Annotated in this window: 13 protein-coding genes and 10 tRNA genes; all 23 read left to right on the forward strand. The window is 45.5% G+C overall.

What is annotated here, in order from left to right; genetic code table 11:
* The first annotated feature begins 47 nt into the window (after positions 1-47).
* Positions 48-719 (forward strand): FAD-dependent thymidylate synthase, encoded by a 672-nt coding sequence (gene thyX, locus EV210_RS21305; RefSeq protein WP_132083456.1) that lies wholly within the window; start codon positions 48-50, stop codon positions 717-719.
* Positions 720-821: 102 nt separating this feature from the next.
* Positions 822-1,568: a 23S rRNA (guanosine(2251)-2'-O)-methyltransferase RlmB gene (rlmB, locus tag EV210_RS21310; RefSeq protein ID WP_132083458.1), complete on the forward strand. Its 747-nt coding sequence runs from the start codon at positions 822-824 to the stop codon at positions 1,566-1,568.
* Positions 1,565-2,917 (forward strand): VanW family protein, encoded by a 1,353-nt coding sequence (locus tag EV210_RS21315; protein ID WP_243650670.1) that lies wholly within the window; start codon positions 1,565-1,567, stop codon positions 2,915-2,917. Before rlmB ends, EV210_RS21315 begins: the two co-directional genes overlap by 4 nt.
* A gap of 55 nt (positions 2,918-2,972) precedes the next feature.
* Positions 2,973-3,491, forward strand: a complete 519-nt coding sequence (locus EV210_RS21320) for an NYN domain-containing protein (protein ID WP_132083460.1) — start codon at positions 2,973-2,975, stop codon at positions 3,489-3,491.
* A 162-nt stretch (positions 3,492-3,653) separates the two neighbouring features.
* A complete protein-coding gene (gene sigH / locus EV210_RS21325) occupies positions 3,654-4,391 on the forward strand; it encodes an RNA polymerase sporulation sigma factor SigH (RefSeq protein WP_132083462.1) in 738 nt (245 codons plus the stop codon).
* Positions 4,392-4,544: 153 nt separating this feature from the next.
* Complete coding sequence (gene brxF, locus EV210_RS21330; protein ID WP_132083464.1) at positions 4,545-5,009, forward strand: BREX-3 system P-loop-containing protein BrxF; 465 nt, start codon at positions 4,545-4,547, stop codon at positions 5,007-5,009.
* A gap of 175 nt (positions 5,010-5,184) precedes the next feature.
* Positions 5,185-5,847, forward strand: a complete 663-nt coding sequence (atoD, locus tag EV210_RS21335; RefSeq protein ID WP_132083466.1) for an acetate CoA-transferase subunit alpha — start codon at positions 5,185-5,187, stop codon at positions 5,845-5,847.
* Positions 5,844-6,518, forward strand: a complete 675-nt coding sequence (locus EV210_RS21340) for a 3-oxoacid CoA-transferase subunit B (protein ID WP_424218366.1) — start codon at positions 5,844-5,846, stop codon at positions 6,516-6,518. Before atoD ends, EV210_RS21340 begins: the two co-directional genes overlap by 4 nt.
* Positions 6,519-6,523: 5 nt before the next feature.
* Entirely contained in the window at positions 6,524-7,948 is a 1,425-nt protein-coding gene (locus EV210_RS21345; RefSeq protein ID WP_132083469.1) for a short-chain fatty acid transporter, read from the forward strand.
* Positions 7,949-8,108: 160 nt separating this feature from the next.
* Positions 8,109-8,813 carry a DUF421 domain-containing protein gene (locus tag EV210_RS21350; protein ID WP_132083471.1) on the forward strand — a complete coding sequence of 235 codons (705 nt, stop codon included), beginning with the start codon at positions 8,109-8,111 and terminating at the stop codon, positions 8,811-8,813.
* Between the two features lie 79 nt (positions 8,814-8,892).
* Positions 8,893-9,414, forward strand: a complete 522-nt coding sequence (locus EV210_RS21355; RefSeq protein ID WP_132083473.1) for an NUDIX hydrolase — start codon at positions 8,893-8,895, stop codon at positions 9,412-9,414.
* Positions 9,415-9,473: 59 nt separating this feature from the next.
* Positions 9,474-10,268, forward strand: a complete 795-nt coding sequence (locus EV210_RS21360; protein WP_132083475.1) for an undecaprenyl-diphosphate phosphatase — start codon at positions 9,474-9,476, stop codon at positions 10,266-10,268.
* A 95-nt stretch (positions 10,269-10,363) separates the two neighbouring features.
* A tRNA-Thr gene (locus tag EV210_RS21365) sits at positions 10,364-10,439 on the forward strand.
* Between the two features lie 5 nt (positions 10,440-10,444).
* Positions 10,445-10,530 (forward strand) — tRNA-Tyr (locus EV210_RS21370).
* A 39-nt stretch (positions 10,531-10,569) separates the two neighbouring features.
* A tRNA-Thr gene (locus tag EV210_RS21375) sits at positions 10,570-10,645 on the forward strand.
* A gap of 283 nt (positions 10,646-10,928) precedes the next feature.
* Positions 10,929-11,005, forward strand: a tRNA-Met gene (locus EV210_RS21380).
* 96 nt (positions 11,006-11,101) lie between these two features.
* A tRNA-Thr gene (locus EV210_RS21385) sits at positions 11,102-11,177 on the forward strand.
* Positions 11,178-11,182: 5 nt separating this feature from the next.
* A tRNA-Tyr gene (locus EV210_RS21390) sits at positions 11,183-11,268 on the forward strand.
* A gap of 21 nt (positions 11,269-11,289) precedes the next feature.
* Positions 11,290-11,365 (forward strand) — tRNA-Met (locus tag EV210_RS21395).
* 15 nt (positions 11,366-11,380) lie between these two features.
* Positions 11,381-11,456: transfer RNA gene (locus EV210_RS21400), tRNA-Met, on the forward strand.
* A gap of 40 nt (positions 11,457-11,496) precedes the next feature.
* Positions 11,497-11,572 (forward strand) — tRNA-Thr (locus tag EV210_RS21405).
* 24 nt (positions 11,573-11,596) lie between these two features.
* Positions 11,597-11,673: transfer RNA gene (locus tag EV210_RS21410), tRNA-Met, on the forward strand.
* Between the two features lie 130 nt (positions 11,674-11,803).
* The coding region (locus EV210_RS21415) for a GTP-binding protein (RefSeq protein WP_037591671.1) at positions 11,804-11,898 on the forward strand (95 nt) is incomplete at its 3' end.

Genomic DNA, 11,898 nt, shown 5'->3' on the forward strand with positions numbered 1-11,898 from the left:
ATTTGCGCTTTATTGATAATTTGGTTGCAAAAGGACAGGGGAAAAAGATGAAAGCAAAATTAATATGTTACACACCCGAACCGGAAAGAACAGTTGCAATGGCTGCGAGGCTTTGTTATTCGCCAATTGGCGCAGAGCAGTTGGCGGAGAAGATGACTGAACAGCAAATTGCTAAATTGGTCGAAAAAATTGTGGAAATGGGACACTTTTCCACGTTGGAGCATGTGAGCTTTACTTTTGCAATTGAAGGCGTGTCCCGTGTATTAACGCATCAGCTGGTTCGTCACCGGATTGCCTCCTATTCTCAGCAATCCCAGCGCTATGTGAAAGAACATGAATTCGAATACATTTTACCGCCTTCGATTGCAGCAAGCCCTGAGGCTAAGGCTAAATTTGAGGAACTGATGAAGACGATACAGCAATCTTATGATGAACTGCTTCAACTCGGAGTTCATCAGGAAGATGCAAGATATGTACTGGCTAATGCGACCGAAACAAAAATTGTGGTTACAATGAATGCCAGAACGTTACTGCACTTCTTTGAATTACGCTGCTGCACCCGTGCGCAATGGGAAATACGCCGTTTGGCCAACTTAATGCTTGCTGAAGTATACCAGGTTGCTCCGCTGCTCTTTAAAAAGGCTGGTCCAACTTGTGTTACTCAGGGCATTTGTAATGAAGGAGAATTAACTTGCGGCCGCCTTGCGGCAATGAAATAAAATAGCTTTTGTGAAAGCAATTTGAAACCGGGGAAATCCCGGTTATATTTTTAGATGATCAGGGAAGACTATAAATCCGTTAGATAAAGGAGCGATTTTTGTATGTCAGAAGAGTTTGTTGCAGGTCGCAACAGTGTTGCCGAGGTACTGAAAAGCGGCCGCTCAATAAATAAAATACTTGTTGCCAAAGGCGAGCGTCATGGTGCTATTCGCGAAATTATCGGACAAGCCCGCTCGCAAGGCCTTGTTGTTCAAGAAGTGGAACCAGCTAAGCTGGATCAAATAACCGAAGGAGTACGACACCAGGGCGTCGTAGCCATGGTGGCTCCGGTAGCTTATGCTGAAATCGAGGATATTTTAGGCAGAGCTCAGGAAAATGGTGAACAGCCGTTTATTGTTTTATTAGACGAGTTGGAAGATCCCCATAACGTAGGAGCAATCCTGCGCACTTCTGATGCTACCGGCGTGCATGGCGTACTCCTGCCCAAACGGCGCAGCAGTCCGCTTACGGCTACCGTGGCAAAGACATCGGCCGGTGCCGTTGAGTATGTTCCGGTAGCCCGCATTGGAAATATATCACAAACCTTGAAAAAACTGAAAAAGCAAGGATTATGGGTAGTCGGGGCTGATATGGACGGCGACAAAAATTATTACGAAGCGGATTTAACCGGTCCGATAGTTGTTGTTGTTGGCAGTGAAGGACAAGGTATGGGCCGGTTGACCAAAGAAGAATGTGATTTTGTTGTACGCATTCCTATGAAAGGCAAGATCACTTCTTTAAATGCATCGGTTGCTTGTTCACTGCTCTTATATGAAGTGCTCAGACAACGGGAGTTGAAGGATAAGTGAAAAAATGGGTACTAGGTTTGACGGTAGTACTGTTGATCATGGGGATAGCAGGATATACTGCCTTACGGCCTCTTTGGGCAAATAAAGTGTATGATGGTGTGTCTGTGGATGGCGTTCAGGTAGGTGGTGTAAGCCGCGAAGAAATGTCACAGCTGCTGACGGTATGGCAGAACAGACAGCAAAATAAGAATATAACCCTTTATTATGGGGATACGCGTTTTTACGTTGAGCCCAAAAGCATTGACTTCGCCATCGATATTGATGCTACGATAGAGGAAGCCTGGAATTTTGGCCGCCGAGGCACTTTATGGGAACGCCTGCAGAATATCCGTACAGCCAGTGAACAGGGCTATCGCATACCTGTACGCATACGCTATAATGATAATAAGTTAAGTTATTTGCTTGACCAATGGCGGGAGACAATTGATCAGCCTTCCCGCAATGCTGCGCTTAGTGTGCTTACGGGCGCCATTGTTCCGCAGGAGCCTGGACGCCAGCTGGAGATAGAGGCAGTGCGTCCGCTTATCGTTCAGGCACTACGCAGTCCGGAAGCTATCAGCCTGCCTTTGCCGGTTAAATCGCTGGAACCGGAGATTACGGTGGCTGACATCAATCAAACCGGTATACGGGAACTGTTGGCAACGTATACGACAAAATTTGATGCTAAAGAGGCTAACCGGTCAGCTAATATTAAGCTGTCTGCCCGCAGAATAAATGGTCAGATTATTTATCCTGGCCGGACCTTCTCCTTTAATGAAATTGTTGGTCCCCGCGAAAAGAATCAAGGTTTTAAAGAAGCATTGGAAATTGTTGACGGCGAATTCGTTCCTGGTATTGGCGGCGGGGTATGTCAGGTGTCTTCAACATTATATAATGCCGTCCTGATGGCTAATATGGAGATCACGGAGCGTTTTAACCACTCCAAGCCATTGGGCTATGTGCCGATCGGCCGTGACGCTACGGTAGCTTATGGAGTTTTGGATTTTAAGTTTACGAACACTTCAAATGGCCCGGTAATGATTATGGCCGAGGTGGAAAAAGATACGCTGGTAGTCGGGCTGTTTGGCCAAAACCATCCTCAGGAAGCGGTGGAAGTCGTATCTGTTGACAGGCAAGTTATTCCGCCGGCTGTGATCAAGAAACAAGATAATGAGTTATATTTAGGGGAAACCAAAGTAGATAAGCAAGGCAAACCGGGTTATGAAGTCACTACCATCCGGGTAGTTAAGCTTGACGGTAAAGAGGTAAAACGGGAAGTGCTGGCTAAGGACCGGTATTTACCTGACAATACAATTGTTAAGATCGGAACAAAACTGCCTCCTTTTGCCCAGCAAAGCAGTAGTCAATAACTAGAAATGAGCAATTAACAAGAATGCTCTAACGAATTTGGTGTGGGAGAAAGATATGAATGCGGCGCTTATTGTGGATGGATATAATGTAATCAATGCCTGGGTGGAACTGATTAAGCTCAAGGACCTGAGTCTGGAACACGCTCGTGATAAATTAATTGAAATGCTGGCAGGCTATGGAGCCTACAAAGGCTACCAGGTGACGATTGTTTATGATGCTCATTCCGCTGCAGGACTGACGGCAGTGGAAACCAGAGTGTCCGGAATAGACGTAATTTATACTGCTGACGGACAAACTGCCGACAGTTATATTGAAAAAATGGTATATCTGCTTGTTCGCCAAAAAGAAACCGTATATGTCGTGACCTCTGACGGAGCAGAGCAAATGGCAATTCTTGGATCGGGTGCTTATCGTGTATCTACACGGGAACTGTACCGCGATGTTTTGGCGTGTGCGAAAACCCAAGAACAAACCTATGCCCAAAATGTACATACTTATCGCCGGAACGAAGTGGGAAGCCGGATAGATGCGGAAATTATGAGGAAACTGGATGAGATGCGCCGGCGCCGTTAGTGGTCTGACTTTTTCGTAAGGACAAGAATGGCTTGACTAAAGCTTAAATTGTAGAGTATAATTTGTTTTGACTGAGCATGTACAAAGACTAGCAAGCACTAGACTCTTGGTACATTTTCTTTTTCAGTGACAGTAAAGCATAGATGGAATGGGGGCGATGTGATGCGGCTTAATACTCAACGCGAACTGTATGGCTGTTTTGATAACATGACCGACGAAGAAATTGTGATTGATGCTAAAGATAACGACAACACAGTCGCTCTGGAGTATTTGATTAACAAATACCGCAACTTCGTTCGTGCTAAGGCAAGGTCTTACTTTCTGATTGGTGCAGACAGGGAAGATATCATTCAGGAAGGTATGATTGGTCTCTATAAAGCTATTCGCGATTTTCGTAATGATAAACTTTCTTCTTTTCGAGCTTTTGCCGAATTATGTGTTACCCGTCAAATCATCACGGCAATTAAGACGGCTACGCGTCAGAAACATATCCCGTTGAACTCATATGTTTCCTTGAATAAGCCGATTTATGATGAGGATTCTGATCGGACGCTGCTTGATGTATTATCAGGCTCTAAAATTTCGGACCCGGAAGAATTAGTTATCAGCAGGGAAGAATTTATTGATATTGAAGAAAAAATGGGACAAATTCTGAGTGATCTTGAATGGAAAGTGCTAATGTCGTATTTAGATGGCAAATCCTATCAAGAAATTGCTGTCGAATTAGAACGTCATGTTAAGTCGATAGATAATGCTTTGCAGCGGGTGAAGCGCAAGTTAGAGCGATATCTTGACAACCGTGGCGATGATACTGATATTCGCGGCATGTATAAAGGCTTGGCCGGTCTTCACAAAGAAGGGGCCATTGCGGGCTACAGTGACCATTTGGACGATGAATAAAAAGGCATCCGCACAAGGGATGTCTTTTTCTCTTTGTAATCAAAATTTTTATTAAGCAAAGGATTTTGTTGTTTTTTGAGGAATGTTAGCCATAGGTAGCTTGGCTGACAACGATTCAAAAGCCCAAAAACCAGTGCAAGGGGGAAATGGCAGATGGCTGTACCTATTCAGCATATAATTGAGAGTGTCCATGATGCATCCCGGAAGCCGGAACGGCTGAGCTTGCTTGTAGGAAGACCTGGGAGTGGAAAAAGTAAAATATTGAGGGATTTAGCAGCTATGCGCGGCTGGAAGTATGTTGATGCGCGGATATTAATCACAGATGAAATTCTGGAGATGATGCCGAAAGCCCGACCACAGCAGGCGCCAAGTATTATGAGTGAGGCACTTACCGCCTTAAAAGGAGAAGTCATTCTCTTAGATGGCATTGAAATATTATTTACTCCTGTACTTAATCTGGATCCTATGCCGCTGATCAAGCAGTTGAGCAGGAAGCACACCCTGGTTGTTGCCTGGCCGGGGGATTATACTGAGGGGAAACTCGTGCTTGATTATAATGGCCGCACTCATTATTGTTCAATTGCTACAGAAGAATTATCCGTTATTGCGATCAATTAGCCTGACTATCCCTAAGCCTTCGCTGTAGATTACAGCGGAGGCTTTTTATTTTTTTTTAGTTTACTAATGTTCTAGAACACAAACTGCTTCTGCGTGGTATGAATTTTGCATAGAGATAAAGAGTAAGGGCACAAAAATTCTAAGCAAAAGTATGCAATGCGAAGGGGGAAAGTTCATGAATAAGGTGAGACGAAGTGCCGAAGCGCTTGCCGGTATCAGGGAAGGAATGACTGTCATGATAGGCGGGTTTCTGGCGGTGGGTACGCCACTTGTTTTGGTGGATGAGCTGGTAAAAAAACAAGTGCGGAATTTGACAGTGATTGCTAACGATACAGCTATGCCGGACAGGGGGATAGGCAGGCTAATTGTGAACCGGCAGGCAAAGAAAGTGATTGTTTCGCATATTGGTACCAATCCGGAAACCGGCCGCCAACTAATGGCAGGGGAACTTGAGGTAGAATTAACGCCACAAGGAACACTTGCTGAGAAGATACGGGCAGGCGGCAGCGGTTTAGGGGGGGTACTGACGCCTACCGGTGTTGGTACGGTTGTAGAAGAGGGCAAACAAAAAATTAAAATTAATGATCGGGATTATTTGCTGGAATTGCCTTTGCGGGCCGATGTGGCACTAATTTATGCGCATAAGGCTGACAAGGCCGGCAATCTAGTTTTCCGCCGCTCTGCCCGTAATTTTAATCCTGTGATGGCTATGGCTGCCGATCTGGTAATTGCCCAGGTTAGCGAGGTGGTGGAAATAGGCGCGATTGATCCGGATGAAGTCATGGTACCTGGCATTGTTATCGACTATATTGTAGCAGAGCAGGGAGGGGCGGTCTGATGTCTGTAAATGCAAAAGAATTGATTGCCAGAAGAGTGGCTCTTGAAATGAAAGACGGCGATGTCGTTAATTTAGGTATTGGGCTTCCTACACTGGTAGCAAACTATCTTCCTTCAGGAGTTTCGGTTACCCTGCATTCGGAAAATGGCTTTGTGGGCTTAGGTCCGCTGGCCGGACAGGTTGATCCCGATTTGGTTAATGCAGGAGGCCAGCCGGCAGCTATCATCCCGGGAGGAGCGGTTTTCGATAGTCTGCTGTCGTTTTCCCTGGTTAGGGGTGGGCATTTGGATGTCACTGTTTTGGGTGGCTTAGAGGTTGATGAACAGGGAAATTTAGCGAACTGGATGGTGCCTGGTAAGATGGTACCGGGAATGGGCGGAGCAATGGATCTTGTTGCCGGTGCCCGCAAGGTAATTGTGGCAATGGAGCATACGGCCAAGGGCGGTGCTCCCAAAATTCTCAGGCAATGCACGTTGCCACTTACCGGCAAAGGGGTTGTTTCTCTAATTGTTACAGAATTGGCGGTAATCAGGACAACTGCCGCAGGTTTGGTACTGGAGGAACTGGCTCCAGGGATTACTGCAGCAGAAGTAATCGGGAAAACAGCAGCTCCATTACTGATCAGCGAGACCCTTGCGACCATGAAGGGCTTAGAAATAGCGAAGGAGTAGATAGCATGAGTCAACCTGTTATTTCCCCTGAGTACAGAGGAGAAGAAAGGCCCGGGCTATTGGCACGCTGGGGAGCAGCGCTTGCCGACTGGAGTGAGAAATGGTTCCCTGATGCGTATATTTTTGCTGTACTGGCCGTTATTCTCGTAGCGGCAGTGGCTCTGCTTATGGGGCGAACACCTTCAGAAGTTGCTGTTGATTTTGGTAAATCCTTTTGGGGGTTAGTACCTTTTACCATGCAGATGGCGTTTGTCATTATTACGGGGTATGTGGTTGCCGTATCCAAGCCGGTAAAAATGGTCATTAGTAAGCTGGCCGAAGTGCCGAAAACTCCGAAAACGGCAGTTGCCTATGTTGCACTGGTTGCTATGCTGGCCTCGCTTCTTAGCTGGGGATTCAGTCTGGTGTTATCGGGATTTTTAATCCGGGAAATTTCCAAACGCGTTAAAGGCGTTGATTACCGCGCTGTTGGCGCAGCCGGTTACCTTGGCTTATGCAGTATTTGGGCGCTGGGACTATCCTCGTCAGCTGCTTTAATGATGGCAACGAAAAGCTCCATACCACCGGCTTTGTATAAAATAAGCGGAGTCATTGGTTTGGAGATGACGCTGTTCACCTGGCAGAATTTAATAATGATCGGCGTACTTATACTTTTGTCCTGCTGGATTTGTTATGTGTCTGCACCTACGGCTGAACGTGCGAAAACGGCTGAAATGGCAGGAATTCATTACCAGGAAGATGAGGCAGAGGTCGTAGAAAAAGCAAAGACTCCTGGGGAATATTTTGAGTATAGTCCGATTTTGACGATCCTTATTGTCATACTGGGGCTGCTTTTCCTTATCAACACCTTTGCAACAAAGGGAGGATTAGCTGCACTGGATCTAAATATTTATACCTTTATGCTGCTAATCGTGGGGATGTTGTTTCACTGGACACCGCGTGCTTTTCTAAAGGCCGTTGCCAAGTCCATTCCTATGACCGGGGGAGTATTTATCCAGTTCCCCTTATATGCAGGGATTTTTGGCATGATGATGGGGTGTGGTCTAAATGATGTACTGGCGCAATTTTTCGTTTCTATTTCCAATCAAGAAACACTTCCTGTAACTGTCGGGATTTATTCTGCGATTGCCGGACTTTTTCTGCCTTCGGGCGGCGGGAAATGGGTCGTAGAAGCCCCCTATGTTTTAGAAGCGGCTAATCAGCTGAAAGTGAACCTGGCCTGGATTGTCCAGGTATACAACGCGGCAGAAGCGCTGCCTAATTTTATTAATCCGTTTTGGATGCTGCCGCTGCTTGGTGTTACCGGAGTTAAAGCTAGAGATCTTGCTGGTTATGCTATTTTACAGCTCGCTTTTCATGTTCCGGCAGTTTTAATCCTCTTATGGCTGCTGGGCAAAACATTGCCTTATGTGGCACCAGTTATGCAATAAAATCAAGATGATGAAGGGGTGTCGCAAAGCACTTTTGGTAAAAAAAGTGCTTTGCCGCCCCCTTTCTTTGTATGTACAGGGAAAAGAGAAAAGGAATGAAGATCTAATAAAACCGGGTTGAACTGCTCACACTATAATAGTTTATGTGAGGAGGACAACAATGGAGACACTTGGTGGGACTGCTTTTCATGCCATAGTGAGTATGGCCGTGATGCTATTAATTTGGCTGGTAATGGGGAAAAGACAGATTGGCGAGCTTAGCCCTTTTGACTTTGCAGTATCCATTACAGCAGGTACGGTTGTTGGGGCGGGAATCGTTGATCCACGCATCGAGTTAAGCAGGACTATTGTAGCGCTGGTGGTATTAGGCCTGTTACAAATTGCGGTAAGCTGGGTGGGTATAAAATTCCGTAAGGTGCATAAAGCGCTTTCTTCTGATCCGACTGTACTTGTAGAGAACGGTCAGATCATTAAAGCGAATTTAGCTAAAGTTCGCGTACCGGTAGAAATGCTGCTGCAAATGTTGCGGGAAAAGGATGTATTTGATATAACCGAAGTAGAAGTCGCCATATTTGAGCCACATGGTAAATTAAGTGTTTTAAAAAAATCAGAGTATTCACCGGTGACACCTCAGCAATTAAACCTTACTGTTGGTGCTAATAAGATTTTGGTGCCAATCATTCTGGAAGGAGAGCTCCAAGCGGATCTACTGAAAAAAATAGGTTTTTCTCCCACACAAATTGAAGAGTTTCATCAGAAGTACCGTGATCGTATTGATGACGTTTTTATTGCCTTTATGGATAAACAGCACAATCTTCATATAACAGAAGAAAGTATTCAAGAAAGCGATGTCTTTTTACACTAAGAAATTTGTCTAAACTAAACTTTCTCCCGTTAATGAAGTACAATAGGTAGAGGGCTTGGAGAAAGTGAGGAAGATCATAATGAATATGAGAAAACAACGGTTCTTTTACTGTCCGAAATGTGGAGGTAAGCTGCAGCATCAGCAAGTGGCCGAAAAGCAAAGACTCGTATGTTTAAGCTGTGGTTATATTTTCTATGAAAACCCAATTGTTGGCGTTGCGGCAATTGTTATGGAGAATGGCAAAATTCTTCTAGGCAGACGTTCGGCTACGGCTTCTTATCCTGGCTTGTGGTGCATTCCCTGTGGCTATGTAGAATATGAAGAGGATGTTTACGATGCAGTCTGCCGGGAGTTTTATGAAGAGACAGGGCTGAGAATTGAAGTAGAGCAAGTGTTTACTGCCTTGTCCAATTTTCACAATCCCAATGTTCATACAGTGGGAATCTGGTTTATCGCTCATGCCATCGGCGGTACCTTACAGGCGGGGGATGATATTGCGGAGGTTGGCTATTTTGCCCTGGACAGCGTACCGGAGCTGGCATTTCCAACAGATATGCAGGTAATTGAGCTTTTAAAAAATAAGAGTAAAGGTTTTATTTAGGCAACTTTTACTATATAATGAAAAAGCACAATTTCAGGAGCAAAGGACGTGGCAATTGAGTGAGTGAGAATCTAATCGCTGTGATCATTGGTATTGTGGAGGGGTTAACGGAATTTCTACCGGTTTCTTCCACCGGACATATGATTTTAACAGGTTCCCTGCTTGGTTTTGATGGTGAGAAGGCTAGTGTGTTTGAAGTGTTTATTCAGCTAGGAGCAATTTTGGCTGTTTTTATCTTATATCGGGATAAGTTTATAAGAATGCTGGATATACGCCGTCTGGGATCAACCAAAGGGCTTTCCGCCATTCATGTAGCGGCAGGTATTGTGCCGGTACTGCTGATTGCTTATTTATTGCATAAGCCGATTAAAACGTATCTGTTTTCACCGTTTACCGTCATTATTGGATTAATAGCAGGTGCTGTTTTCATGCTGCTAGCTGAGAAAACAGCAGCCCGGCCGTCTACGCGTGATGTTGAAGAGATGTCAGTTAAGCAAGCGTTTTATGTGGGACTGTTCCAAGTATTGTCGCTTTGGCCGGGCTTTTCCCGTTCAGGATCGACAATTGCGGGAGGGTTGCTTTTTGGTATGAGCCGTAAAGCTGCAGCTGAATTTTCTTTTATTATTGCCGTACCGATTATGCTGGTTGCCTGTCTTTATGACTTACTCAAATTCTGGAACAATCTGAGTATTGCTGATTTGCAGATGTTTGCAATTGGTTTTGTGGTTGCATTTGTTGTTGCTTATATATCGATTATTTGGTTTCTTGGATTTTTAAACCGCTCTTCCTTGGCATCTTTTGCCTATTATCGTTTTGTAGTAGCCGCCATATCCTATTGGTATTTCTTTATGTAATTGCAAAAACAAAAAATCAGCTATTTACAATTCACAAAACCTATGGTAAGATAATATCTCGTCAACGGTTATTAGAGTAACGGTTTGACGTAGATGCTGGTGTAGCTCAATTGGTAGAGCAGCTGACTTGTAATCAGCAGGTTGTGGGTTCAATTCCTATCACCAGCTCCATATATGGAGGGGTTCCCGAGCGGCCAAAGGGAGCAGACTGTAAATCTGCCGGTTTTCACCTTCGAAGGTTCGAATCCTTCTCCCTCCACCAACGTATGACGGCTGGCTAACTGCCAGTCGTGATATATGTGCTGGTGTAGCTCAGTCGGTAGAGCGTATCCTTGGTAAGGATAAGGCCACCGGTTCAATCCCGGTCACTAGCTCCAGTTTCATAACAAAGCACTGAACTTGTCTCCCTGTTAAACCAGGCAAAGTAAGCTCAGAACGCTTAAAGCAATTGTTTGGTCTCAACCACTCCAGCGAAGCGAAGAGTGCCCCAAACAATAAGGCTATTCATTAGCCTTAGCCTCCCAACCAAGGTTGGCGAGAATGGTTTAGATACAAGGCGCGACGAGAACCGTAGCGGAGGCGTACTGGAAAGTACGGTGAGCAACGGATCGCAGGAGCAACGCAGTAGATGAGCCATTATCGACGACCGACCTAGAATCTGGCGGCGTAGCTCAGCTGGCTAGAGCATTCGGTTCATACCCGAAGTGTCCGGGGTTCAAATCCCTGCGCCGCCACCATGTATTTGCTAATATGGTAAATATTACTGAAAAAATCCTATTGACATAACGAAGTAACTGTTATATAATATGTTTTGTCACTGTGAGAGTGATCGTGCTGGTGTAGCTCAATTGGTAGAGCAGCTGACTTGTAATCAGCAGGTTGTGGGTTCAATTCCTATCACCAGCTCCATATATGGAGGGGTTCCCGAGCGGCCAAAGGGAGCAGACTGTAAATCTGCCGGTTTTCACCTTCGAAGGTTCGAATCCTTCTCCCTCCACCATTTTCCTTTTATAATTGTCGTCGCGGGATGGAGCAGCTGGCAGCTCGTCGGGCTCATAACCCGAAGGTCGCAGGTTCAAGTCCTGCTCCCGCAACCAATTTTATCCACTCGTCGCGGGGTGGAGCAGCTGGCAGCTCGTCGGGCTCATAACCCGAAGGTCACAGGTTCAAGTCCTGTCCCCGCAACCAAACTCATAACGGCTGGTATATTGCTGGCCGTAACATATATGCTGGTGTAGCTCAGTCGGTAGAGCGTATCCTTGGTAAGGATAAGGCCACCGGTTCAATCCCGGTCACTAGCTCCATCTTCATAGCAAATAATTAAATCTGGCGGCGTAGCTCAGTTGGCTAGAGCATTCGGTTCATACCCGAAGTGTCCGGGGTTCAAATCCCTGCGCCGCCACCATAACAAAAACTTCGCATAAGGCGGAGTTTTTTCCATTTTCAGCAGGATTTTTTATTGCAATCTCGAATATTCCCTGTTGGCAAAGAGACAATCTATGCTGCCAATGTAAGGTAAGGGGGAAGTTGTTTAGATGGCAAAGAAAAAGTTTGAAAGAAACAAGCCACACGTAAACATTGGAACAATCGGTCACGTTGACCATGGTAAAACATCGTTGACAGCCGCTAT

Source organism: Anaerospora hongkongensis (assembly GCF_004339805.1).
In the GTDB taxonomy this organism is placed as follows: Bacteria; Bacillota; Negativicutes; order Sporomusales; family DSM-15969; genus Anaerospora; species Anaerospora hongkongensis.